The organism is Burkholderia sp. Bp9142, assembly GCF_003853415.1.
Taxonomy (GTDB): domain Bacteria; phylum Pseudomonadota; class Gammaproteobacteria; order Burkholderiales; family Burkholderiaceae; genus Burkholderia.
In genome coordinates this window covers 17,988-42,852 of record NZ_QTPP01000018.1, presented here as the reverse complement: position 1 = coordinate 42,852, position 24,865 = coordinate 17,988, and the positions used below count along the sequence as shown (strand labels likewise).

Genomic DNA, 24,865 nt, shown 5'->3' with positions numbered 1-24,865 from the left:
TCACGGAACCGTGCGGGCCGCCCCGCTCCGGGCGACGGGCGCGGCGGCAACGCTTATGACGCGCCGGATTCGGCGTCGCGGGCGCGCCGTGCTTCACGCAACGCGCGGCGGCGCGCCGCGAAGAACGACTTCAGCGCGGCGCCGCACTCGTCGGCGAGCACGCCGCCGGTCACGTCGGTGTGGTGGTTGAGCTGCGGATTCGCGAACGCGTCGATCACGCTGCCGCACGCGCCCGTCTTCGGGTCGGCGGCGCCGTAGACGACCCGCGCGATGCGCGCGTGCATGATCGCGCCCGCGCACATCAGGCACGGCTCCAGCGTCACGTACAGCTCGCAGCCGGGCATCCGGTAATTCTGCAGATGCTGCGCGGCCATGCGCAGCGCCGCCATTTCCGCATGGGCCGACGGGTCGTGCCCGCCGATCGGATGGTTGAAGCCGCGTGCGATCACCTCGTCGCCGCGCACGAGCACCGCGCCGACCGGCACTTCGCCGGCCGCGCGCGCCTCTTCGGCGGCGGCCTGCGCGAGACGCATGAAGTGCAGGTCGCGCGCCGACACGGGCGCGGCTTCGGGAACGGGAGAATCGGAAGCGGCAGCGGATTCGGCTGCCGCATCGTGCAGCGCGTCGGTGCTCACATCGGCCCCGCTTCGGCGGGCACGTCGTCGAGCCCGCGCTCGCACAGACGTTCCGCGATGCGCCGGCAATAGTCGCGCGGCATCACCATCGGGCCGCCGCGCAGCGATTCGAGCGCCATGTCGAGGGCAAGGATCTTCGCCTGCAGCCGACAGCGTGCGGCGCGGTCGCTGACCGCCTGCAGTTCGTCCTGCAGGTTGCGCAGCGCGCGCAGTTGCTCGACGGCCGGCGGCACGAAGCCCGCATTCTTCAGGATACGGTTAGCCACCCGCACCTCCTCGGGTACGAGCAGGTCGTCATCCAGCGCTTGCGGCGCGCCGGTACCCGGCAAATCGTCGAACTCGCCCCGCGCGGCGGCGGCGGCAATTCGTTGTTCGACCAGTGCGTCAAGCAGTCTCATCAGTCAATCGGAACAATGCGGCAGCCGAATTCTAGCAGGGTGACGCGCGGATGACAGGCCCTTCGAAGGGTTGCTCGACATCGGTTTTTTTAGGGGCCGAATCGATGCGCATGCGTGCCGAACGCCGCGACTTGCCGCTGTGCTGCGCCGCAGCAGGCTCAGCGAGGATCTGGCGCGGTTTGAACGGGCGATGTCCGACCCCGTTTTTTATTTTCGTCCGGGCAGATCGGCGCACGTCGTTTCGCCGAAATCGCCGTTTCGTCGCCGCCGGGTCATGCGGCGACCGGCTGCGACCGCTCCTTCTTGGGAAACGGCCGGAACATCATCGCGACGAGGAACGCGCCGATGCCGATCGCGAACGATCCGAGGTACAGCCAGCCGTAGCTGCCCAGCGCATCGACGATCAGGCCGCCGGCGACCGGCCCCGCCGCCATCCCGAGGCTGCCGGCCATCGCGCAGCCGCCGATCACGGTGCCCATCATCCACAGCGGGAAGTTCTCGCGCGCGAGCACCGCGTAGAGCGGCATCACGCCGGCATAGATGAAGCCGAACAGCGTCGCGACCGCGTAGAACCCGTCGAGCGTGCGCACGAAGTAGTAACCGAGCGCGCCGAGCGCCTGCGCGAGCAGCCCCGCCACCAGCATGCGTTTCGCGCCGAGGCGATCGCCCAGCAGTCCGAACGCGATGCGCCCGCCCATGCCGGCGAGCCCCTCGACGCTGTAGATCGACACAGCCGCGATCAGCGGGATCCCGCAGGTCACCGCGTAGCTGACCGTATGGAAGATCGGGCCGGAGTGCGTCGCGCAGCAGAAGAAGTTGGTCAGCAGCAGCACGATGAACTGCGGCGAACGCAGCGCGCCGCCGACCGACAGCGGCGCGGTCGCGGGCCCACCTGCAGGCGCCGGCTCGACGTGCGGCCCGTCGAGCGCCGGCGCACGGCGCACGAGCAGCGACGCCGGAATCATCACGACGGCGGCCAGCGCGGCGATCAACAGCATCGACGTGCGCCAGCCGTGGCCCGACACGAGCCAGGCCGCGAGCGGCGACATCGTCATCGGCGCCATGCCCATGCCCGCCGACACCAGCGATACCGCGAGGCTGCGGTGCGTGTCGAACCAGCCGGTCACGCATGCCATCATCGGCGCGAACACCGCGGCCGTCGCGCCGCCGACGGCCAGCCCGAACATCAGCTGGAACGCGAGCAGCGACGGCGCACGGCTCGCGAGCGCCAGGCTCGCCGACAGCAGCACGGCGCCCGTCACGACCACCGCGCGCGTGCCGATGCGGTCCGACAGGCTGCCCCAGCCGATGCTCGCGAACGCCATTGCAATGAAGCCGAGCGTCATCGCGGCGGAAATGCCGGTCATCGACCAGCCGGTGTCGCGTGCGATGGCCCGCAGGAACACGGGCAGCGAAAACATCGCGCCGATCGCGATGCAGCCCATCAGGCCGCCGGCAGCGACAATCACCCAGCGATAGCGGGAATCAGGCATCTGGCATCTCCTTTCTCTGCGTCGTACCGGCATCGATGGGGAAAACCGGGCTCCGGCCGCGCGCGGGCGCGGGCGCCCGGTCAGCCCGGTCGATATCAATACGACGAACGACGTAGCGGGAAATCGACACGCGCGGCACAAGCGCGCGCGAAGGTCCGGCTGCCGGCGACGATGCGCCCGACATGCGTCAGGCCGATTCGGCGTGATGGGCACGCGGTCGCTGTCCAGCGGCTGTCCAGCGGCCGCCCCGCGACGGACACCTCGGCCCGGAAGCGTCCGGCCTGGTCCGCCATGCGCACAACGGTCGCCAGGGAACTGACACGTAACGCTGCAACTTGTAGCGGCCAGCTCGAGTATCGGGCTTCGGTTGCGCAGTGGAAGGCGGAACTGATTTGTCAAAAGACCCAAACCGTGGAAACTGGTGACTGACCTACGGCTGCGCCGCTATGCGCAAGACGGTTTGGAGAGCAAGGTTCGCGACGCTGATGGCCGTGAAATTTCCGGGCCTCGGCAAGCGCCGTTCAAAGTGATATCTGCCGTCTGTCGTGAGGGTGCGACACGGACAATCTGATTCCCATCAGATGTAATGGGAATCAGATTGATGAAGCGACAACCTACGGACCCGATTAGGGATTTTGAAGGAATTCAACATCTGCTGCGGGGAAAGCAGCGTAAGCGGCATCCATGCGGAAAAAGCGCCACGCGATGTGGCGCCTTCTGCCGGGAAATTGAGCATCGACGGTTCAGATGGTTCGATCTGGCGTATGGATTGGTAAAGAATACTTAATAAACGCATTGAAAAATGGTTCGATAACGGGGCGCCGTTGCCGCACTCGAGCGCAGTCCGCATGCAGCAACAGCCTTCTTATGGTCGCGCGGACCCCGATATACGTACTTTGAAAGGATCTCAGGCGCGCCCAATCCGCAATTCGGAGTGGCAAGTCAACCAAGCATCCAATCCGGGCCATACATCGGCAATTCAACCCGTGACGACCAGTCTCAGATTCGCCATGTCGCGGCGTGCCTGTCCGTCTTGCCGACGTCCTTCGACGAGGCGGATGCGGTCCGCGACCGCGAGTCATCCGACGCCCACGTCGGATGAAGCTCGCGGAGCACACTGGCACGACCGCCGTCGTCGCTCGGCAAATTCGGCTGCCCGCGCGCAAAGGCCAGCGCGGCCGTCGCCGCGAGCAACGCCGCGACGCCCAGCCGGGAATGGAGCTTCATCGCGCGCCTCCGCTTCATTGCGCACTCGCGGTCGATACGGACGTTGTAGCAGCGGCCGTGGCGGTGCGCTGTTCTCCGTGCGCGATCGCGTAGAGCTCGCGATTGCGTGCGACCGTCGCCGCGCTCGGCGGATAGTCAGAGTTTGACGTGGGCACGGTGCCATCGCGTTGTGCCTGAACGAGATCGGCGATCACGTCGGCGCGGGTTACGCCGGACGACGACGTTTGTGCGAAAGCGGCGACCGGCGTTCCGACGACGACGGCGAGCAGTGCGGCTGCGATCAGTTTGCGATTCATGATGAAACTCCTGAGAACGGTTCGATGAAGACGCATCGTCGATGCGCCGCCGGCGTGACCGCAATCGCGATTCGCCGCCTGACACCTCCATTCTGGCGATCGGCCCGTACCCGACGCTGACCGGTAGATGACAATTTTGAAATCCTCGTCCCGCGCACCGATAACAGTTTCGTAATCTTCGAGTCAGAGTCGGGTCAGCGCCGCGCCAGCAGACTGCATGCTCTGCCGCATCGAATGCGGTACCCATGCCCTGCTTCGAGGAACAACATCATGTGGATCGTCCGGCTGGCGTTGCGCAGGCCTTATACATTCGTCGTGCTCGCGCTGCTGATCTTCATCGCGGGGCCGCTCGCGATCCTGCGCACGCCGACCGATATCTTCCCGAACATCGACATTCCGGTCGTCAGCATCGTCTGGTCATACAACGGCTTCTCCGCCGAGGACATGGCCAAGCGGATCACGTCGAACTACGAGCGTGCGCTGACGTCGGATGTCGACGACATCGAGCACATCGAATCGCAATCGCTGAACGGCGTTTCGGTCGTGAAGATCTTCTTCCACCCCGGCGCGGACATCAATCGCGCGATCGCGGAAGCCGCGAGCAATTCCGCGTCGATCCTGCGGATCCTGCCGCCCGGCACGCTGCCGCCGAACATCATCACGTACAACGCATCGACGGTGCCGATCCTGCAACTCGGACTGTCCAGCGACACGCTTGCCGAACAGCAACTGTACGACCTCGGCAACAGCTTCATCCGCACGCAGCTCGCGACCGTGCAGGGTGCGGCGGTGCCGCTGCCGTTCGGCGGCAAGATCCGCCAGATCGTCGTCGACCTCGACACGCGCGCGCTGCAGGCGAAGGGCCTTGCGCCCATCGACGTGGTGAACGCGATCAACGCGCAAAACCTGATCCTGCCGGGCGGCACCGCGAAGATCGGCACGCGCGAGTACAACGTGCAGATGAACGGCAGCACGCAGACGGTCGCCGCGCTCAACAATCTGCCCGTCAAGACGATCGACGGCAACGTGGTCTATGTGCGCGACGTCGCGCACGTTCGCGACGGCTACGCACCGCAGACCAACATCGTGCGCATCGACGGCAAGCGCGCGGCACTGCTGACCGTCGAGAAGACCGGCAGCGCGTCGACACTGACGATCATCGACCAGGTCAAGGCGATGCTGCCGAAGATTGCAGCCGGCTTGCCGAAAGCGCTGCACATTTCCGCGCTCGGCGATCAGTCGGTGTTCGTGAAAGCGGCGATCCAGGGTGTCGTGCGCGAGGCGCTGATCGCGGCCTGCCTGACCGCGCTGATGATCCTGTTGTTCCTCGGCAGCTGGCGCGCGACGCTGATCATCGCGGTATCGATTCCGCTGGCCGTGCTCACGTCGCTGCTCGCGCTGGGCGCGCTCGGCCAGACCATCAACATCATGACGCTCGGCGGGCTCGCGCTCGCGGTCGGGATACTCGTCGACGACGCGACCGTCGCGATCGAGAACATCACGCATCATCTGGAACGAGGTGCGCCCCTGGAAGACGCCATCCTGACCGGCGCGGGTGAAATAGCCGTGCCGACCTTCGTGTCAACGCTGTCGATCTGCATCGTGTTCGTGCCGATGTTCATGCTGACGGGCGTCGCGCGCTACCTGTTCGTGCCGATGGCCGAGGCCGTGATCTTCGCGATGGTCGCGTCGTATTTCTTCTCGCGCACGCTGGTACCGACGCTCGCAATGGTACTGATGCGCGCGAAGGGTCACGGCCGGCCGCCGCGTGGCGCGTTCGCGCGCATCGCACGATTCCAGGCCGCGTTCGAAGGTCGCTTCGAGGCGGTCCGGCTGCGCTATCGCGCGCTGCTGTCGGCAGCGATCGCGCACCGTCGCCGTTTTGCGGCCGCGTTCCTGCTCGCGTGCGCCGCATCGACCGGCCTGTTCGCGTTCGCCGGCCAGGATTTCTTTCCGTCGGTCGACACGGGCGAGATCCGCCTGCATCTGCGCGCGCCGACCGGCACGCGGATCGAGGAAACCGCACGCCTCACCGACGAAGTGGAAGCGCGCATCCGGACCGTGATTCCGGCGAACGAACTGGCGGGCATGCTCGACAACATCGGCGTGCCGGTGAGCGGGATCAACCTCACGTACGACTCGTCCGACCCGATCGGCACCGAGGACGCGGACGTGATGATCTCGCTGAAGCCGAACCACGCGCCCACGGCAGCCTATGTCGCGAAGCTGCGCAACGTGCTCGCGCAGTCGTTCCCGGGTGTCACGTTCGCGTTCCTGCCGGCCGACATTGTCAGCCAGATTCTCAATTTCGGGCTGCCCGCGCCGATCGACATCCAGATCGTCGGCAACAAGCTGGACCAGAACCGTGCGGTGGCGAACGCGCTGCTCGCAAAACTGCGCGGCGTACGCGGCCTCGTCGATACGCGCATCCAGCAGCCCGGCGACGAACCTGCGATCAACGTCGACGTGGACCGCACGAAAGCGATCCAGGCCGGCCTCGAACAACGCGACGTCGCACAGAACCTGTTGATCGCGCTGTCGGGCAGTTCGCAGACGACGCCGAACTTCTGGCTCGATCCGCGCAACGGCGTCAGCTACCCGTTGATCGTGCAGGCACCGCAGTATTCGGTCGACTCGCTGCAGGCCCTTGCGAACATACCGCTGCCGACGGACGGCACACGCTCGCCGCGGACGCCCGTCGGCGGCCCGGCCGCAGGCGCGCCCGCACAGAACCTGCTCGGCGCATTGGGCGCATTCTCACGCGCGACGCAGCAGGCCGTGGTGTCGCATTACAACGTGCAGCCCGTGCTCGACATTTTCGCGTCGGTACAGGGCCGCGACCTCGGCGGCGTCACGGCAGACGTGACGAAGCTCGTCGACGATGCGCGTGCGCAACTCCCGCCCGGTTCGTCGATCGTGCTGCGCGGCCAGGTTCAGGCGATGCACGAATCGTTTGCCGGCCTGCTCGGCGGACTTGCCCTCGCGATCGCCCTCGTCTATCTGCTGATGGTCGTCAATTTCCAGTCGTGGCTCGATCCGCTCGCGATCGTCGGCGGCCTGCCCGCGTCGCTCGCCGGCATCGCATGGATGCTGTTCGTCACGCGCACCACGCTGTCGGTACCTGCGCTGACCGGCACGATCCTGTGCATCGGCATCGCGACCGCGAACAGCATCCTCGTCGTCAACGCGGCGCGCGAGCTGATCGCGGGCGGTTCGCCGCCGTGGCAGGCCGCGCTCGACGCGGGATTCAGCCGCTTCCGTCCCGTCGTGATGACCGCGCTCGCGATGCTGATCGGCATGCTGCCGATGGCGCTCGGCCTCGGCGATGGCGGCGAGCAAAACGCCCCGCTTGGCCGTGCCGTGATCGGCGGGCTGGCGTTCGGCACGCTGTCGACGCTGCTGTTCGTGCCCATCCTGTTCGGATTCATTCACGCGTGGCTCGACCGACGCCGCGCGGCGGCCGCCGCCCGCCGCGCACAGGACATGCCGGTGGTGCCCTGATCGCGAACGCATGCCGATTTCCCTCGACTCGCCCGACTTCGAAACCATCATGAACGACACGACCGAACCTCTCGCCCCGCCGCTGGCTGCCGAACCGGAAACGATGCCACCTGCCGGGCATGGCGCGGCGCCGGAAACGCCGCCGCCCCGGCACGGCCGCAAGCTGGCGGTCCCGCTCGCCGCGCTTGGGGTCGCCGCCGCGCTGCTCGCGATCGGCATCGTGCCGCGCGTCGACGCGCGCGCCGCGCAGCGCCAGCAGGTGGCCGCGCAGCAGGCGCTGCCGGTGACCGTGATCCAGCCCGGCACCGCGCCGGCCGACCAGACGCTCACGCTGCCAGGCGCGGTGATGCCGTATGCCGAAGCGTCGATCTACGCGCGCACGAGCGGCTACATCGAGCACTGGAGCGCGGACATCGGCACGCATGTGAAGGCCGGGCAAACGCTCGCGCAGATCACGGCACCCGACCTCGACGCGCAGTTGCGCCAGGCGCGCGCGGACGCGGCGACCGCGCAGGCGAACTACGACTATGCGAAATCGACCGCGCAGCGCTGGCAGGACATGCTGAAGACGCAATCGGTGTCGCAGCAGGACACCGACACGAAGGTCGCCGACATGAACGCGAAGCGCGCGATGCTCTCATCCGCGCAGGCCAATGCCGCGCATCTGAACGAACTCGTGTCGTACGAATCGGTGACCGCGCCGTTCGACGGCGTCATTACCGCGCGCAACGTCGACGTCGGCACGCTCGTGACGGCCGGCGGCACGCCCGGCAGCGCCGGGCTGTCGGGCGAACTGTTCCATCTGGAGCAAACCGACACGCTGCGCGTGTTCGTCGACGTGCCTCAGGACAGCGCGGCCGGCGTATCGACCGGCACGTCCGTCTACCTGACCACGCAGCAGTATCCCGGGCGGCGCTTCGCCGCGCACGTCGCGCGCAGTGCGGGCGCGATCGATCCGGTGACGCGCACGCTGCGTGTCGAGATCGACGTCGACAATCGCGATGGCGCGTTGCTGCCCGGCGCGTATACCCAGGCACATCTGCTCGTGGCGAGCACGGCGCCGGCGTTCGAGCTGCCGGTCAGTGCGTTGCTGTTCCGGTCGAACGGCGTGACCGTCGCAACGGTCGGCGCGAACGGCCGCACGGCGCTGAAAACCGTGCGGATCGGGCGTGATTTCGGCACGCATGTCGAGATCGTCGCGGGACTCGCCCCGACCGATCGCGTGATCGACAACCCGGGCGATTCGATCTCAAGCGGCGAAGCCGTGAAGATCATGTCGGTCGAGCACGGTGCGATGCCGGCAGCGCAACCGGATTCGGCAGCCGATATCCCGACAGCGTCACGCACGGCACCGCCCATGCCCGCTTCGACGCCCGTTACGTCGTCGGCGAACGCCCGCACCTGACCCGTCCATGCCTACCCGCGAGATCCCCGCCATGCGTCTCCTTCGCCTGCTCCCGTTCGCCCGCCGCGTCGTCGCGCTCGGCGTTGCCGCCGCGTTGGCCGCTTGCTCGACGCTGCCGCCCTATTCGCCGCCGGCTGTCGCCGTGCCCGCGCACTATGCCGGCGCACCGGCCGCGCAACCGGGCTGGCATGTCGCAGTGCCGGCCGATGCCGCGTCGCGCGGCGCGTGGTGGACCGTGTTCGACGACGCGGATCTGAACGCGCTCGAAGCGCGCGTCGACGTGTCGAACCAGACCGTGAAGAAAGCCGTCGCCGATCTGCAGCAGGCGCGCGCGCAGGTCAGCTACCAGCATGCGGGGCTCCTGCCGACCGTCACGGCCGGGGTGGCGCAAAGCCGTTCGCGCCTGTCGCGGAACAAGCTCGGCGCGTCGCTCGCGGGCAAGACGACACCCGACCATCAGGTCGGTCTGGCTGCGAGTTGGGAACCCGACGTGTTCGGCCGTGTGCGCGACGCGGTGGCGGGTGCGCAGGCGAACGCCGACGCGAGCGCGGCCGACTTGCAGGCCGTCAAGCTGTCGGTCACGGCCGAACTCGCGACCGACTATTTCGCGCTGCGCTCGCTCGATACGCAAAAGCGGCTGCTCGACGATACGGTGCACGCGTATGGGGATGCGCTGAAACTGCTGCAACAGCAGCTCGCCGCTGGCGCGATCGACGCGTCCGCCGTCGCGCAAGCCGAAACCCAACTGGAATCGACCCGCACGCAGGACACCGACATCGACGCGTCGCGTGCGCAGCTCCAGCATGCAATCGCGACGCTCGTCGGCGAAAGCGCATCGACGTTCGCACTGCCTCCGCGCGATCAAGCGTTCGACGTGCCTGCCATTCCAACCGGCGTGCCGTCGCAACTGCTCGAGCGACGGCCCGACATCGCGGCGGCCGAGCGCCGTGTCGCGGCCGCGAACGCGCAGATCGGCGAAGCGCACGCCGCGTTCTTCCCCGACCTCATGCTATCGGCGAGCGCGGGGCTGGAAAGCGGGTTCTTCGCGCCGTGGCTGACCGCGCCAAGCCTGTTCTGGTCGCTCGGTCCGCAACTCGTCGGCACGCTGTTCGATGGCGGACGCCGCAGCGCGACGCTGCGCGGCGCACACGCGCAGTACGATGGCGACGTCGCCGACTATCGTCAGACCGTGCTGGCCGCTTTCCAGCAAGTCGAGGATCAACTGTCCACGCTCGATGCGCTTGCGTCCGAAGCCGCCAGTCAGCAGCGTGCGACCGCCGCGGCCGACCTGTCACTGCGGCTGACGACGAATCGCTTCAACGCGGGCGCCGTCAGCTATCTGGACGTGGTGACCGCGCAGACGATCGCACTGACGAATCAGCGCCAGACCGACCAGATCGCCGCACGCCGGATGGCGGCTTCGGTCGGGCTGCTGAAGGCGCTGGGCGGCGGCTGGCACGCGGGCGCGGAAAGCGCCGCGAGCGCCGCCGCGCCAGGCACGGCGATCAGGACGCAGGGGGCTTGACGAACGTCAGAATGAACCGCGTGCTCGCCGCGTCGCTTTCGACGCGCGCGGTGCCGCTGTGCAGCTCCATCACCGAGAGGACGATCGCGAGGCCAAGCCCGGCCGTGCCGCCCGGCACGCCGCCGCTGCGCGCGGGATCGCCGCGCACGAACCGGTCGAAAATGCGCGGCAGCAGCGCGGGATCGATCGGCTCACCGGGATTCTCGACGACGACGCGTACCGTGTCCGCCGTTTCGGCGACGCTCAGTGCGATGACGCCGCCCGCGGGCGTATAGCGCAACGCATTCGCGAGCAGGTTGCCGACCGCGCGGCGGAACAGCTCGACATCGGCGGTCAGCTGGCCATGCCCTTCGACACGCAGCGTCGAGCCTGCTTCATCGGCGAGCCCTTCGAAGTATTCGGCGATGCGCGCCAGCTCGTCATGCACGTCGAACGCGCGCTGCCGCGTCACGAAGGACGGGTGTTCGGCACGCGCGAGAAACAGCACGTTCTCGATCATCCGCGCGAGACGGTCGTATTCCTCGAGATTCGACTCGAGCAGCGCCTGGTATTCGTCGGGCGAACGCGGTCGGGCAAGTGCCACCTCGGTCGCGCCACGCATGTTGTTCAGCGGCGTGCGCAGGTCGTGCGCGAGATCGGCGCTGAATTGCGACAGATGCCCGAACGCTTGCTCCAGGCGGCCGAGCATCGCGTTCTGCGCATCGACGAGCGCGCGCAGCTCGCGCGGCGCGCGTGCGGCGTCGAGCCGCGCGTCGAGCTTGTCGACGGTGATCCGGCCGGTGTTCGCGACGATCTCGCGCAGCGGTACCAGTGCCGTGCGGATCAGCCCGTAGCTGAGCAGCATCGCGATGAGCGCACCCAGCCCGCCGGCAATCTTCAGCTTGTCGCGATAGCCGTCGAGCAGCTCGGCGCGATCGCCCATATTGCGCGCGATCGCAATCCGGATCCGCGTACCGTCGCGCAGCATGGCGTCGGTGACGACGCCACGTACGGGCGTGCCGCCATCGACGCTCCATGTCAAGATCCGATCAGCCGTAATGCGTTCGGCCGCCGGCACGGGCATCGCATGAGGCGGAAACAGGTCGGCATCGTGCAACACGGATGGCGCCGGCGACGCCGTGCCCGATGCCACCGCCGGCTGATCGTCGCGCTCGTTGCGCCCGACGTCGTGCCTTGCGAGCACATTGCCCCGAGCGTCGACCACGGCCATCGACAGGGCCGTGTTACCGAGCACCTGGCTCGTCAGCCGGTCCGCGTGCGCGCGCACGGCGTCGACCGAATCGAGTTCGCCCGCAAGCCGGCGCGTGTGTCGTGCGGCAAGCACGATGTCCAGGTCGTCCTGCGTGCTCACCTGCCGCGCGAGGCCGGTGTACACGTACGTACCGACGAGCGCGAAGACCGCAAGCATGGTCGCGCCAAACGAAAGCGCGAGCGTCGCGCCAAGCGACCGACCGGGCGTCATGCACCGCCCTTCGGTTCGAGCACGTAGCCCACGCCGCGCACCGTATGGATCAGCTTGATCGGAAACGCGTCGTCGATCTTCGCGCGCAACCGCCGGATCGCGACTTCGACGACGTTGGTGTCACTGTCGAAATTCATGTCCCACACGTACGAGGCGATCTGCGTGCGGCTCAGCACCTCGCTTTGCCGGCGCGCGAGCAGTTGCAGCAACGAGAATTCGCGCGGCGTCAGGTCGATCCGCACCGTACCGCGTTTCACGCGGCGGCGCACGACGTCGATTTCCAGATCACCGACCACGATGCGCTCGGTCTCGCGCGGGGGCCCGCGGCGGGCAAGCGTGCGGATGCGAGCGAGGAGTTCGACGAACGCGAACGGCTTCACGAGGTAATCGTCGGCGCCGAGTTCAAGACCGTGCACGCGGTCCTGCACATCGTCGCGCGCGGTCAGGAACAGCACGGGCGTGGCATGCGTGTCGCGCAGGCGCTTGAGCACGCCCCAGCCGTCGAGCACGGGCAGCATCACGTCGAGCACGATCACGTCGTAGTGCTCTTCCTGCGCGAGCATCAGCCCTTCCGCGCCGTCCTTCGCGAGATCGACGCTGAAGCCGGATTCCTCGAGCCCTTTCTTCAGATACGCGCCCGTCTTCGGCTCGTCTTCGACTATCAGGATGCGCATGATTGGCTCCATCGCATTCGTTTGGGAGATGCGGCGATGTTACCGGGAAAACGGCCGTGGGAAAGACTTCGCGGTCGGGCGGCTCGGCTTGATGACGAAATTGTAATCAGCGGGTCAGTGCCGGCCGATACCGTCAAACCGACGTGACGGTGTCGGACAATGCCGTCCGAGGAGGAAACATCGATACCGTCGACGGTACCGACATTTCCACATGGTATTGCGCGGATCGCAGAGGATTCCGGCGAACAATACCCCCTGTTTTTTTTAACGGAAAAACAGGGAAAAACGAAACTCCCGGAACGACCGGAGAGCAGTCAGGATCACTCCCACTCGATCGTCGCCGGCGGCTTGCCCGAGATGTCGTACACCACACGGTTGATCCCGCGCACCTCGTTGATGATCCGGTTCGACGCGCGGCCGAGCAGCGCGTACGGCAGGTGTGCCCAGTGCGCGGTCATGAAGTCGGTGGTCTGCACCGCACGCAGCGACGTCACGTAGTCGTACGTGCGGCCATCGCCCATCACGCCCACCGACTTCACCGGCAGGAACACCGCGAATGCCTGGCTCGTCAGGTCGTACCAGGTCTTGCCGACGTCGGCCTCGCCGCACAGGCCGGCTGCCGCGTCCTGCGCGGTGGCGGTCGTGCCGCGCAGTTCCTCGATGAAGATCGCGTCCGCGCGACGCAGCAGGTCCGCGTATTCGCGCTTCACTTCGCCGAGGATCCGCACGCCGAGACCCGGGCCCGGGAACGGATGGCGATACACCATCTCCGGCGGCAGGCCGAGCGCGACGCCCAGTTCGCGCACTTCGTCCTTGAACAGGTCGCGCAGCGGCTCGAGCAGCTTCAGGCCGAGCGTTTCCGGCAGGCCGCCGACGTTGTGGTGGCTCTTGATCGTCGTCGCCTTCTTCGTCTTCGTGCCGCCCGACTCGACCACGTCCGGATAGATCGTGCCCTGTGCGAGCCACTTCGCCTTCGACAGCTTCTTCGCTTCGGCCTGGAACACCTCGACGAATTCGCGGCCGATGATCTTGCGCTTCGCTTCCGGATCGGTCACGCCGGTCAGGTGGCCGAGGAACTGCTCGGACGCGTCCACGTGCACGACCTTCGCATGCAGGCGGCCCTCGAACATGTCGAGCACCATCTTGCCTTCGTTCAGGCGCAGCAGGCCGTGGTCGACGAACACGCAGGTCAGCTGGTCGCCGATCGCGCGATGGATCAGCGCGGCCGCGACGCTCGAATCGACGCCGCCCGACAGGCCGAGAATCACTTCCTCGTCACCGACCTGCTCGCGAATCTTCGCGACGGCTTCCTCGATGTGGTTGCTCATGATCCAGTCGGGCTTCGCGCCGGCGATCTGCAGCACGAAGCGTTCGATGATCTGGCGACCCTTCACCGTGTGTGTGACTTCCGGGTGGAACTGCACCGCGTAGTAGCCGCGCGCCTCGTCGGCCATGCCGGCGATCGGGCAGCTCGGCGTCGACGCCATCAGCGCGAAGCCTGGCGGCAGCTCGGCCACCTTGTCGCCGTGGCTCATCCAGACCTTCAGCATGCCGTGGCCTTCGGTCGTCTTGAAATCCTCGATGCCGTCGAGCAGGCGCGTGTGGCCGTGCGCGCGCATTTCCGCGTAGCCGAATTCGCGATGGTCGCTCCACTCGACCTTGCCGCCGAGCTGCACGGCCATCGTCTGCATGCCGTAGCAGATGCCGAGCACCGGCACGCCGAGATCCCACACGGCCTGCGGCGCGCGCAGCTGGTGGTCTTCGTACGTGCTCGCGTGGCTGCCCGACAGGATCACCGCCTTCGGCGCGAACTCGCGGACGAAGTCGTCGGACACGTCGTTCGGGTGGATTTCGCAGTAGACGTGCGCTTCGCGCACGCGCCGCGCGATCAGTTGGGTGACTTGCGAACCGAAGTCGAGAATCAGGATTTTGTCGTGCATGGCTGCGGACGGGATGAAGAGAATAAGAAAAGCAGCGCATGAAGCGCTGCGTCAATAGCATGGACAACGGCGTCGGGCGGCAGGCGGCTCGCGCGACGCACGCCGGTCAATCCTGCGACGGCGGGCGCGCGTCGAATGCGACGCTGCCTGACACGCGATCGGATACAGCCGGCGCGACTGCCGCGGCCGGCGCCGAAGGCGCCGCCGGACGGCCGACGACCGGCTCGACCCGCTGCGGCGTGGCGGAGGCCGGCGCCGGTTCGGCCGGACGCTGCACGTCCCGGGCCTCGAGCGCCTGTGCCTTCTCGCGCCGCCGCACGGCCGATGCAAGCCGCACGCCACCGAGACCGAGCACGATCAGCGCGACCCCGGCCATCGCCGACAGCACCCGGCCGGCGGCCGCGAGCGCGGGACCGTTGCCGGTGCCCAACGACCACACGACCGCCAACACGCCGATCAGCCAGTTCACATGGCCGACCGCACGTGCAACGGGCGCCGTGAGATCGCCGTTGACCGCCGCATGGAACGCGAGCCATGCGAGCCCGAGCAGCGCGATGCCGAACGCCTGGCCGAGCATCGCCGGCTGGATGTTCGCCAGTTGCAGCGCATTGAACAGCGCCTGCCAGGGTGTCAGCACGAACAGCACGCCGAACGCCAGCAACAGCACGGCGTCGACGATCAGCACGGCTCGCAGCAGCGGTTTCATCGGCGATCAGTCCACGTGGTAGTTCGGTGCTTCCTTCGTGATCTGCACGTCGTGCACGTGCGACTCGCGCATGCCCGCCGCGGTGATCTGGACGAATTCGGCCTTGTCGTGCAGCTCGTCGATCGTGCGGCAGCCGCAGTAGCCCATGCTCGCACGCACGCCGCCGACCAGCTGGAACAGGATCGCGTTGACCGAGCCCTTGTACGCGACGCGGCCTTCGATGCCTTCCGGCACGAGTTTGTCGATGTTCGCGGAGTTGTCCTGGAAGTAGCGGTCCGCCGCGCCGTCCTTCATCGCGCCGACCGAGCCCATGCCGCGGTACGACTTGTACTGGCGGCCCTGGTACAGGAACACGTCGCCCGGCGACTCTTCGGTGCCCGCGAACATGCTGCCCATCATCACCGCGTTCGCGCCGGCCGCGAGGGCCTTCGACACGTCGCCCGAGAAACGCACGCCGCCGTCGGCGATGCACGGCACGCCGGTGCCCTTCAGCGCTTCCGCGACGTTCGCGATCGCGCTGATCTGCGGCACGCCGACGCCCGCGACGATCCGCGTCGTGCAGATCGAGCCCGGGCCGATGCCGACCTTGACCGCGTCCGCGCCGTATTCGACGAGCGCCTTCGCGGCGGCTGCGGTCGCGATGTTGCCGCCGATCACCTCGACGTGCGGGAAGTTCTGCTTGACCCAGCGCACGCGCTCGAGCACGCCCTTGCTGTGGCCGTGCGCGGTATCGACGACGATCACGTCGACGCCGGCCTGCACCAGCAGCTCGACGCGCTCTTCGTTGTCGGGGCCGACACCGACCGCCGCGCCTGCGCGCAGCTTGCCGTGTTCGTCCTTGCATGCATCCGGGTGTTCGGTCTGCTTCGTGATGTCCTTGACGGTCATCAGGCCGCGCAGTTCGAACGCGTCGTTGACGACCAGCACGCGCTCGAGGCGGTGGCTGTGCATCAGCGCCTTCGCTTCGGCGAGCGGCGTGCCTTCCTTGACCGTGACGAGGCGCTCGCGCGGTGTCATGATCGACTTGACCGGTTCGTCGAGACGCGATTCGAAACGCAGGTCGCGGTTCGTGACGATGCCGACGAGCTGCGGGCCTTCGACGACCGGGAAGCCCGAGATGCCATGCTGGCGCGACAGCGCGATCACGTCGCGCACCTTCATCTGCGGCGGGACCGTGATCGGGTCGCGCACGACGCCCGATTCGAAACGCTTGACCTTCGCGACCTCGCGGGCCTGCTCGGCCGGCGTGAGGTTCTTGTGGACAATACCCACACCACCCTGCTGCGCCATCGCGATTGCGAGGCGACCTTCGGTGACCGTGTCCATCGCGGCGGACACGAGCGGCATGTTCAGGGAGATGTTGCGGGTCAGCTTGGTCTTCAGGCTGGTGTCGCGCGGGAGAACGTCGGAGAAGGCGGGAACGAGGAGCACGTCATCGAAAGTGAGTGCTTTTTGGATCAGACGCATGGCAAATCCTATGGGCGCAAAAGCGAATTATACGCGAAGCGCCGCGAATTTTCACAACACGAACAACGGGTTAGCCGTTTTCAAGCGTTCGGGGGCCGAATCGTTCGGTTCGCGGTTCGGTTCGTTTTCGATCGCCTTTCGTTTCACCCCGGCATCGCCCCGTTCGCGCAGCCGGCCGGAAGCAGGCCGATCGCACGTCGTTGCCGTACCATGCGGGACCGGACGGCGGCGCCTCCGCCGGCCCCGTTCAATCCGTGCCGGCAGCCTCGAGCGCCGCTAGGCCAGCCTGGCCGCGGCGCACGCGATCATCGCTGCGCCGGCGCCGATCGCGACGCCCCCGACGATCCGCGCGACGCGTTCGCCGGCCGGAACCAGCCGCTCGGCGGCAATGGCCATCGTCACGACGGCCATCACCCGCAGATCCATCACGCCGGCCGCCAATGCAATGGCCATCAGGTTCCCGCAGCAGGCGCCGCAACGCGTGGCGGCCCGCGCGCCGTGCCGCCACGCGGCGCCGGCACCCGAGCGCCGCGCACCTTCGTCGTCCGGCGCGTGCCGGCAGCAGGCAAGCCGGCGCATCTTCCAGCCGGAAAACTGCAGCATGCCGGCGCCAAGCATGACCGCGCCGGCGGCAAACGGCATCGCGGCAGCGAGCGCGGGCAGCCGCGTCGCGGCCGCCGCCAACGCACCGCCGGCGGGAAACGCTGCCGCGCCGACCGCCATCCACACCGAGAAATACCCGGCGCCCGCAATCGCGACGAGCCATGCCGCACGCGCGCCGCCCACCGGGCGGAGGCTCTGCCGATATCGCCACAGCACCGGCGCCAGCACCGGCATCATCATCGTCACCGTCATCGCGCCCCACATGCCGGCGAACGCGGTGAACGCGCGCCCTGCCCGCCATCGGCATGCCGCCCATCGCGTCCATCGATGCGTGCTGCATGAGCGTCGCCCACAAGGCGGCGGCGAACACCGCGACAAGCGCGGCGCCGAACGCCCGCCGGCCGCCGCCCGCGGCGCCGGTCGCGGCAGGTTTCGTCGCGACGCTCATCGCCGGCCCGCACTCAACCGCGCGCGTATTCGTCATGACGGCGCCACCACACGCCCGTCTCGTTGCGCCCGAGCGGCGCGCGATCGAGCCACTGGTACATCCCCCACAGCCCGTCGAGCCCGCGCGCATAGGTCGAATACGTGTGATAGACGACGCCGTCCTCGCGCACGAACGCGCTCATCCCCGGCCGGTCGCGCGCGTACGTGGCGGCGTCGGTGCCGCAGGTCGCCGCGAACTGCGCGACGGCGGCCGGCGGCGGGTCCATGTCCATCGCGTGGCCGGCCCGCGCATAGTTGTATTCGACGTCGCCGCTGCGCTGCTGCGCTTCGGTGAACGACACGTTGAAGTCGAAATTGAACGCGCCGCCGTCCGACGACGCCCACGGAAAGTGCCAGCCCATCCGCTGCCGGTACGCGAGCAGTTTCGCGAGCGGCGCGCGCGACACCGCCGCGAGCGTCACGTCGTGGTTCGCGAGGTGGACCGCAAAGCCGTCGAAGCCGTCGGCGAGCGCCGAGCACGACGGGCAGCCGGCCTGGTAGTCGGGGCCGAACATGAAGTGATAGACGAGTAGCTGCGAGCGGCCGCCGAACAGATCGTCGAGCGTCGCCGGACCGTCCTCGGTATCGAACCGGTAGGCCTTGTCGACGCGCACCCACGGCAGCGCCTGGCGCCGCCGCGCGAGCTCGTCGCTCTGCCGTGTCAGCGTCTTTTCCGCGTCGAGCAGCGCGCGGCGCGCAGCCAGCCATTCGTCGCGGGTTCCGGTGAGATGGTTCGTCATTGCGGGTTCCTCCTTTCGTCAGGGATCCGGGCACGGCGCCTCTGCCGTGTGCGTGGTGCTAGATTAGGGCCGGGCATCGGACCGGAGGGAGTGACAACTGTGTCGGGATTCGGATGGATTCGCTGATCACGGCCGCGGCACGCGCGCTCGCGGCGGGCGACCCGCTCGGCGCGCTGAACCGCGTCGCGCTGCGCGACGACGCACCGGCGCTCGCGTTGCGCGGCATCGCGATGGCGCAGCTCGGCGATTTCGAGCGCGCGCGGGCGCTCGTGCGCGGTGCGGCACGCGCATTCGGCGCAAGGGAAGCCGTCGCGCGGGCGCGCTGCGTCGTCGCGGAAGCCGAGATCGCGCTGGCGTCGCGCGACCTCGGCTGGCCGTCGCGCGCACTCGACGCCGCCTGCGCGACGCTCGACGCGCACGGCGACCGCGCGAACGCCGCGCATGCGCGCTACCTCGGCGTGCGCCGCCTGCTGCTGATCGGGCACGTCGACGACGCCGAGCGGCGGCTCGCAAGCCTCGACCCCGCGCCGCTGCCGGCCGCATCGCGCGCGGCCCACGAACTGATCGCGGCCGGCATCGCAATGCGCCGCATCCGGCCGCACGCGGCGCGCCTGGCCGTCGCCCGCGCGCGCGCGGCCGCGCAAGACGCCGGCATCGCCGCGCTGACGGCCGAAGTCGACACGGCCGCGCGCGTGCTCGATACGCCGGCCGCGCGACTCGTCGCGCGCGGTGCGTCGCGGCTGGTGCTGCTCGACGAGGTCGAGGCGCTGCTCGAATCGAACACGCTGGTCGTCGATGCGTGCCGCCACGCAGTGCGCGACGCGCGCACGACCGTGTCGCTCGCGCGCCGCCCGGTGCTGTTCGCGCTCGCCCGCATGCTCGGCGAGGCCTGGCCCGCCGACGTGTCGAGAAACGCGCTCGTCGCCGCGGCGTTTCGCGCGAAGCATGCGGACGAATCGCATCGCGCCCGCCTGCGGGTCGAGATCGGCCGCTTGCGCGCGATGCTGCGGCCGCTCGCGAACATTACCGCGACGCCGCGCGGCTTCGCGCTCGAACCGCTCGGCCCGCGCGAAACCGTCGTGCTCGCGCGGCCCGTCGACGACCGTCACGCGGCCGTGCTCGCGCTGCTCGCGGACGGCGAGGCATGGTCGAGCTCCGCACTGGCCCTCGCGCTCGGCGCGAGCCAGCGCACCGTGCAGCGGGCGCTCGACACGCTCGCCGAAGCGGACAAGGTGCAGGCGCTCGGCCGCGGCCGCGCGCGCCGCTGGATGACGCCGCCGCTGCCCGGATTCGCGACGACCTTGTTACTCCCCGCGCCGCTGCCGGGCGACTAGGATGGGGATACCAACCACGAGGCGACAGACATGAAACGCTCCACCGCAGACATTCTCCGCGAATACGGCCCGTTTCCGGGCGGCGACGGCGTGCACGGCGTCACGTTCGACGGGCAGCACGTGTGGTTCGCATCCGGCGACAAGCTGAACGCGCTCGACCCGGAACGCGGCACGACCGTGCGCACACTCGACGTCGCCGCGCACGCGGGCACCGCGTTCGACGGGCGGCACCTGTTCCAGATCGTCGAGGACCGCATCGAGAAGATCGATCCGGAATCGGGCCGCGTGCTTGCGACGATCCCCGCGCCAGGCGGCGGCGCCGATTCCGGGCTCGCCTGGGCCGAAGGCACGCTGTGGGTCGGCCAGTACCGCGAGCGCAAGATTCATCAGGTGGATCCTCAATCGGGTGCCGTGCTGCGCACGATCGAATCGAACCGCTTCGTCACCGGCGTCACGTGGGTCGACGGCGAGCTGTGGCACGGCACCTGGGAAGCGGACGAGAGCGAACTGCGGCGGATCGACCCGCGCACCGGGCAGGTGCTCGAGCAGGTCGACATGCCGCCGGGCGTCGGCGTGTCGGGGCTGGAGTCCGACGGTCGCGACACGTTCTACTGCGGCGGCGGCAACAGCGGCAAGCTGCGCGCCGTGCGCCGCCCCGCGCGGTCAGCCGCGGCGGGCGACAGTGCGGCGGCGGCCGAACCGGTCGAGGGCTGATCCGCTGATCGTCGAAGGGCGGTCCGGCCCGCCGCGATCCCCGGTAAACAGGAACGGATCGCGGCGGCTCTCGCGGCCGATCCCGAATCCCGCCCGCTCCCGAGTGCAGGAATGAACAAGACGCGGTCGCGCCGCCGTCGCTAAGATGCGCGCTCGTCAGTCTTTCGCCCGGAGCAGTCGATGCAGCGCGGTGTGGTGTATGGCGTCCTCGCAGGCGCGTTGTGGGGCATGGTCTTTCTCGTGCCGCGGCTGATGTCCGACTTCTCGCCGCTGCTGCTGAGCGCAGGCCGCTACGCGATGTACGGCCTCGTGTCGCTGGCGGCGGCACTGCCGGCCGCCCGCTCGCTGCTCGCGCGGCTGACCCGCGAGGACCTGGTCGCGCTCGCGCAGCTCGCGCTGATCGGCAACGTCGCGTACTACATGCTGCTGTCGGGCGCCGTGCACCTGATCGGCATCGCGCCCAGCTCGCTGATCGTCGGCGTGCTGCCCGTGACCGTCACGCTCGCAGGCCTCGGCGACCGCGGCGCAGTGCCGCTGCGGCGCCTCGCCGCCCCGCTCGCACTGGTGATCGCCGGCATCGTCTGCATCAACGTCGACCTCTTCACGTCGGAAGCCGCGCATGCGACGACGCTCGGCCAGAAGCTGGCCGGCATCGCCTGCGCAAGCGGCGCGCTCGCCAACTGGACCTGGTACGCGGTCGCGAACGCGCGCTACCTGCAGCGCCACCACCATTTCGGCGGCAACGAGTGGTCGGTGCTGTGGGGTGTCGTGACGGGGCTAATCGGCGGGCTCTGCTGGCTCGCGATCCTCGCACTGCCGGCCGGCACGGTGCAGGCGGCCCTCCCGGCATCGCGCTGGCAGCTGTTCTGGCTGCTGAACCTCGTGCTCGCGATCGGCGCGTCGTGGCTCGGCAACGGACTGTGGAATGCGGCGTCGAAGCGGCTGCCGCTCACGCTGTCGGGCCAGCTGATCGTGTTCGAAACCGTGTTCGCGATGCTCTACGCGTTCGTCTACGACCACCGGATGCCGCGCGTGCTCGAGATCGCGGCGCTCGCGCTGCTGCTGGCGGGCGTCTACGGGGCGGTGCGCCGGCACGGCGACACGCACGCGGGCGGCGATACCCCCGGCAGCGCGGCCGCGAGCGCGAACGTCACGACTCACTGAACGCGGCTGTGCCTGGTCCGACGAATCGGGCCGGAAGCGCTGGAGCGACGCGTCAGCGCGCGTCCTTGTGCATCCACTTGCGGCCCTCGATGGAGCCTTCGCGGCGAGTCTTGTCGACGCGCCGCTGGCGCGCGAGCTTCGGATCGACGATCAACGGACGATAGATCTCGACACGGTCGTGATCGGCGAGCACCGCGTCGAGCGGCGCGAGCTTGCCGAACACCCCGGTTTTCGCCTGCGCGAGATCGATCTCCGGGTGCAGCGCAAGCACGCCGCTCGCGTCGATGGCCGAGCGCACGGTCGCGCCTTCGGGCAGCGACACCGGAATCAGCGTCTGGCGATCCGGCAGCGCGTAGCAGACTTCGATCGACAGCATGGCGTCACCCCTTCCCGTAGCGCTGGTCGGCGCGCTTGACGAACGAATCGACGAACGTGTTCGCGATATGGCTGAACACCGGCCCGATGATCTTCTCGAGCAGGATGCTCGAGAACTCGTAGTGCAGCGCGAATTCGATCTTGCACGCATCGGCGCGCAGCGCAATGAAGCGCCACGAGCCCGTGAACTTCCTGAACGGGCCGTCCGCGAACTCCATGTCGATCCGCGTCGGGCGCTGCTGCGTGTTGCGCGTCGCGAAATGCTGCTTGATGCCCTTGAAGTTGATGTCGATGCGCGCTTCCATCCCGCTGTCGTCCTGACGGCGAATCTCGACGCCGCCGCACCAGGGCAGGAAATTGGGGTAGTCGGCCACGTCGGTGACGAGGTCGAACATCTGTTCCGCCGAATGACGGATCAATACGGTTTTCTGGACATCTGCCATAAATCGCGCGGCATCGCTCGAGGTGAGAACGCAAGCCGGGCGATTCCCGCCCCGCTTTGCTAAAATCGTGATTTTAAACGAGTTGGCCCAATCCTTTCATGAGCATCATCGACAACAGGAAAGCGCACTTCGATTATCACATCGAGGAACGCTACGAGGCGGGGCTCGTGCTTGAGGGCTGGGAAGTCAAGGCGCTGCGCGCCGGGCGCGGCCAGATCAAGGAAGGCTATGTCGTGGTCAAGAACGCCGAGATCTTCCTGATCGGCACCCACATCAGCCCGCTGCCCGAAGCCTCGACGCACATCAAGCCCGATCCGGTCCGCACGCGCAAGCTGCTGCTGCACCGCGAGGAAATCAAGAAACTGATCGGCAAGGTCGAGCAGCGCGGCTACACGCTCGTGCCGCTGAACTTCCACTACAAGGGCGGTCGCGTGAAATGCGACATCGCGCTCGCGAAGGGCAAGAAGCTGCACGACAAGCGTGAAACCGAGAAGAAGCGCGACTGGGAACGCGAAAAGGCCCGCATCATGCGCGCCGGCACCTGACACGCACGCCCCGCATCGCAAACGACACGGCCCGCTCGAAGCGGGCCGTGTCGCTTTAAACAGCTTGATTTGCGCGAGCGCCGATCGAGCAGCCGCTCACTGTCCCGGATGAAACCCTGCGCCGCCCGTCGCGATGCAAACGGGGCGCGATTCCGTGGCGCGACGATTCGCCGCATGCCGGGCGCACGCAACGGCCGCCGACGCGGCCAACCGCGCGTTCGCTCAGCCCTTCCCGCCCGCGGCCGGCGCCGCGTTCTTGACGATCGTCAGCGCCGACGCAATCGCGGTGCCGAGATCCGACAGATTCGCCGGCACGATCAGCGTATTGCCCTGTTTCGCGAGGTTCGAGAACGCGCCGACATACTGTTCGGCGACCTTCAGGTTCACGGCATCCATCCCGCCCTGCGACTGGATCGCGTTCGCGATCTTCTGGATCGCCTGCGCGTTCGCTTCGGCCACGGCGAGAATCGCGGCCGCCTCGCCCTGCGCCTGGTTGATCGCGGCCTGCCGCTCGCCTTCGGACTTCTGGATCGCGGCCTCGCGCGCGCCCGACGCGAGGTTGATCTGCTCCTGCTTGCGGCCTTCCGACGCGGCGATCAGCGCGCGCTTTTCCCGCTCGGCGGTGATCTGCGCCTGCATCGCATGCAGGATCTCCTTCGGCGGCGTCAGGTCCTTGATCTCGTAACGCAGCACTTTCACGCCCCAGTTCGCGGCGGCCTGGTCGAGCGCCGACACGATGTTGTGGTTGATGAAGTCGCGCTCCTCGAAGGTCTTGTCGAGTTCGAGCTTGCCGACCACCGAGCGCAGCGTCGTCTGCGCAAGCTGCGTGATCGCGAGCACGAAGTTGCTCGCCCCGTACGACGCCTTCATCGGGTCGGTCACCTGGAAGTACAGCACGCCGTCGACCTGCAGCTGCGTGTTGTCGCGCGTGATGCAGACCTGGCTCGGCACGTCGAGCGGAATTTCCTTCAGCACGTGCCGGTAGGCGATCCGGTCGACGAACGGCAGCACGATATTGAGACCGGGCGACAGCGTCGCGTGATAGCGCCCGAAGCGCTCGAGCACCCACGCATGCTGCTGCGGCACGATCTTCACCGTCTTCGATACGATCACGATGGCGATGACGAGCAGGACGACCCAGATGATCAGCGAATCCATGAAGTATTCCCTCCTTGTTTTATCGGTGGACGATCAGCCAGCGGGTTTCGCCACGACGACCAGACAGTTGCCGCGCACGGCTCTCACCTGATACACGCGCGCATCGTCGCGCTCGCCGGCCGCGAGCTCGACGTCCCAGTCGGCGCCGCGATACTGCACGCGTGCGCGGCCGTCATGCCACGCGTCGACCGTGACGGTCGCGCCGATATCGAGATTGACGTCCGGATTCGTCGACGTGTCGCGCTTCTGCTTGCGCCCGAGCCCCGAGCGCCGCAGCACGATCATCGCCGTGATCGCGACCGCGGCGGCCGCGCCGATCTGCACGTGCGGCGCAAAGCCCGCGAGCTGCAGCAGCGCGCCCGCGAGAAAGCCGAGCGCGATCATCAGCAGATAGAACGTGCCGGTCAGCAATTCGGCCACGACCAGCACGCCAACCCCGACCCACCAGAACAGATGCCCCGACATCATTGTGGTCTCCTGCAAACAAAAACACCCCGGTGCCTACCGGGGTGTTTATAGCATGAACCTTGCATTTTGCCTTCAGCGAAAGAGCGGCGGGCCGCCCTTTCGTCGA

22 protein-coding genes and 2 pseudogenes are annotated in these 24,865 nt (G+C 68.0%); 8 read left to right on the top strand and 16 right to left on the bottom strand.

Annotated features, from left to right (window positions below):
- Positions 1-53 precede the first annotated feature (53 nt).
- The 3 genes from tadA to DIE22_RS20425 all read right to left on the bottom strand — a co-directional run bounded on the left by tadA (position 54) and on the right by DIE22_RS20425 (position 2,526).
- Entirely contained in the window at positions 54-635 is a 582-nt protein-coding gene (gene tadA, locus DIE22_RS20435; RefSeq protein ID WP_124605987.1) for a tRNA adenosine(34) deaminase TadA, read from the bottom strand.
- Complete coding sequence (locus DIE22_RS20430; RefSeq protein ID WP_057925390.1) at positions 632-1,033, bottom strand: DnaJ family domain-containing protein; 402 nt, start codon at positions 1,031-1,033, stop codon at positions 632-634. The genes tadA and DIE22_RS20430 overlap by 4 nt, the downstream gene beginning before the upstream one ends.
- Positions 1,034-1,305: 272 nt before the next feature.
- Positions 1,306-2,526: an MFS transporter gene (locus DIE22_RS20425; protein WP_124605986.1), complete on the bottom strand. Its 1,221-nt coding sequence runs from the start codon at positions 2,524-2,526 to the stop codon at positions 1,306-1,308.
- A 300-nt stretch (positions 2,527-2,826) separates the two neighbouring features.
- On the opposite strand from DIE22_RS20425, the pseudogene DIE22_RS20420 reads away from it, so the two are divergent.
- Positions 2,827-3,034: pseudogene (locus DIE22_RS20420) on the top strand (IS30 family transposase); the annotation flags it as partial.
- 491 nt (positions 3,035-3,525) lie between these two features.
- On the opposite strand, the gene DIE22_RS20415 reads toward DIE22_RS20420, so the two are convergent.
- Together DIE22_RS20415 and DIE22_RS20410 are read right to left on the bottom strand one after the other, a co-directional pair.
- Positions 3,526-3,753: a hypothetical protein gene (locus DIE22_RS20415; protein ID WP_124605985.1), complete on the bottom strand. Its 228-nt coding sequence runs from the start codon at positions 3,751-3,753 to the stop codon at positions 3,526-3,528.
- A 14-nt stretch (positions 3,754-3,767) separates the two neighbouring features.
- On the bottom strand, positions 3,768-4,049 hold the full coding sequence (locus DIE22_RS20410) for a DUF4148 domain-containing protein (protein WP_124500110.1): 282 nt from the start codon (positions 4,047-4,049) through the stop codon (positions 3,768-3,770).
- Positions 4,050-4,319: 270 nt separating this feature from the next.
- Here DIE22_RS20410 and DIE22_RS20405 point away from each other — a divergent pair, with 270 nt between their 5' ends.
- The 3 genes from DIE22_RS20405 to DIE22_RS20395 are packed head-to-tail and all read left to right on the top strand — an operon-like array spanning position 4,320 to position 10,480.
- The gene (locus DIE22_RS20405; RefSeq protein WP_124605984.1) at positions 4,320-7,550 is read left to right on the top strand and encodes an efflux RND transporter permease subunit; all 3,231 of its coding nucleotides are present in this window, start codon (positions 4,320-4,322) and stop codon (positions 7,548-7,550) included.
- 49 nt (positions 7,551-7,599) lie between these two features.
- Positions 7,600-8,955, top strand: a complete 1,356-nt coding sequence (locus DIE22_RS20400; RefSeq protein WP_124606005.1) for an efflux RND transporter periplasmic adaptor subunit — start codon at positions 7,600-7,602, stop codon at positions 8,953-8,955.
- Positions 8,956-8,986: 31 nt separating this feature from the next.
- Positions 8,987-10,480, top strand: a complete 1,494-nt coding sequence (locus DIE22_RS20395) for an efflux transporter outer membrane subunit (protein WP_124605983.1) — start codon at positions 8,987-8,989, stop codon at positions 10,478-10,480.
- Here the strand turns inward: DIE22_RS20395 and DIE22_RS20390 are convergent.
- The 7 genes and pseudogenes from DIE22_RS20390 to DIE22_RS20360 all read right to left on the bottom strand — a co-directional run bounded on the left by DIE22_RS20390 (position 10,461) and on the right by DIE22_RS20360 (position 18,558).
- Entirely contained in the window at positions 10,461-11,942 is a 1,482-nt protein-coding gene (locus tag DIE22_RS20390) for a heavy metal sensor histidine kinase (RefSeq protein ID WP_124605982.1), read from the bottom strand. The two genes, DIE22_RS20395 and DIE22_RS20390, sit on opposite strands and share 20 nt — an antisense overlap.
- Positions 11,939-12,616 carry a heavy metal response regulator transcription factor gene (locus DIE22_RS20385; RefSeq protein WP_124605981.1) on the bottom strand — a complete coding sequence of 226 codons (678 nt, stop codon included), beginning with the start codon at positions 12,614-12,616 and terminating at the stop codon, positions 11,939-11,941. Before DIE22_RS20385 ends, DIE22_RS20390 begins: the two co-directional genes overlap by 4 nt.
- A gap of 320 nt (positions 12,617-12,936) precedes the next feature.
- Complete coding sequence (gene guaA, locus DIE22_RS20380; RefSeq protein WP_124500053.1) at positions 12,937-14,556, bottom strand: glutamine-hydrolyzing GMP synthase; 1,620 nt, start codon at positions 14,554-14,556, stop codon at positions 12,937-12,939.
- A 106-nt stretch (positions 14,557-14,662) separates the two neighbouring features.
- Positions 14,663-15,262: a hypothetical protein gene (locus DIE22_RS20375; protein WP_124605980.1), complete on the bottom strand. Its 600-nt coding sequence runs from the start codon at positions 15,260-15,262 to the stop codon at positions 14,663-14,665.
- Positions 15,263-15,268: 6 nt separating this feature from the next.
- Positions 15,269-16,729, bottom strand: coding sequence for an IMP dehydrogenase (gene guaB / locus DIE22_RS20370; protein WP_124500051.1), 1,461 nt, complete (start codon positions 16,727-16,729; stop codon positions 15,269-15,271).
- Between the two features lie 276 nt (positions 16,730-17,005).
- Positions 17,006-17,780, bottom strand: a pseudogene (locus tag DIE22_RS20365) (DUF2182 domain-containing protein).
- A gap of 13 nt (positions 17,781-17,793) precedes the next feature.
- Entirely contained in the window at positions 17,794-18,558 is a 765-nt protein-coding gene (locus tag DIE22_RS20360; protein WP_124500050.1) for a DUF899 domain-containing protein, read from the bottom strand.
- Positions 18,559-18,671: 113 nt separating this feature from the next.
- Between DIE22_RS20360 and DIE22_RS20355 the strand changes: the two genes are divergently transcribed.
- From DIE22_RS20355 to DIE22_RS20345, 3 genes are all read left to right on the top strand, one after another.
- A complete protein-coding gene (locus DIE22_RS20355) occupies positions 18,672-19,892 on the top strand; it encodes a helix-turn-helix domain-containing protein (RefSeq protein WP_124605979.1) in 1,221 nt (406 codons plus the stop codon).
- Positions 19,893-19,922: 30 nt separating this feature from the next.
- Positions 19,923-20,606 carry a glutaminyl-peptide cyclotransferase gene (locus DIE22_RS20350; protein WP_124605978.1) on the top strand — a complete coding sequence of 228 codons (684 nt, stop codon included), beginning with the start codon at positions 19,923-19,925 and terminating at the stop codon, positions 20,604-20,606.
- Positions 20,607-20,786: 180 nt separating this feature from the next.
- Complete coding sequence (locus tag DIE22_RS20345) at positions 20,787-21,770, top strand: DMT family transporter (protein ID WP_124500047.1); 984 nt, start codon at positions 20,787-20,789, stop codon at positions 21,768-21,770.
- Between the two features lie 52 nt (positions 21,771-21,822).
- On the opposite strand, the gene DIE22_RS20340 is transcribed toward DIE22_RS20345, so the two are convergent.
- Both DIE22_RS20340 and DIE22_RS20335 read right to left on the bottom strand, forming a co-directional pair.
- Positions 21,823-22,146, bottom strand: coding sequence for an RnfH family protein (locus DIE22_RS20340; RefSeq protein WP_124500046.1), 324 nt, complete (start codon positions 22,144-22,146; stop codon positions 21,823-21,825).
- Between the two features lie 4 nt (positions 22,147-22,150).
- Positions 22,151-22,588 carry a type II toxin-antitoxin system RatA family toxin gene (locus DIE22_RS20335; RefSeq protein ID WP_124500045.1) on the bottom strand — a complete coding sequence of 146 codons (438 nt, stop codon included), beginning with the start codon at positions 22,586-22,588 and terminating at the stop codon, positions 22,151-22,153.
- Positions 22,589-22,686: 98 nt separating this feature from the next.
- Between DIE22_RS20335 and smpB the strand changes: the two genes are divergently transcribed.
- Complete coding sequence (smpB, locus tag DIE22_RS20325) at positions 22,687-23,133, top strand: SsrA-binding protein SmpB (protein WP_006478511.1); 447 nt, start codon at positions 22,687-22,689, stop codon at positions 23,131-23,133.
- A 222-nt stretch (positions 23,134-23,355) separates the two neighbouring features.
- Here smpB and DIE22_RS20320 read toward each other — a convergent pair whose 3' ends face one another.
- Both DIE22_RS20320 and DIE22_RS20315 read right to left on the bottom strand, forming a co-directional pair.
- Positions 23,356-24,291, bottom strand: coding sequence for an SPFH domain-containing protein (locus DIE22_RS20320; protein ID WP_124500044.1), 936 nt, complete (start codon positions 24,289-24,291; stop codon positions 23,356-23,358).
- A gap of 33 nt (positions 24,292-24,324) precedes the next feature.
- Entirely contained in the window at positions 24,325-24,759 is a 435-nt protein-coding gene (locus DIE22_RS20315) for an NfeD family protein (protein WP_124500043.1), read from the bottom strand.
- Positions 24,760-24,865: the final 106 nt, after the last annotated feature.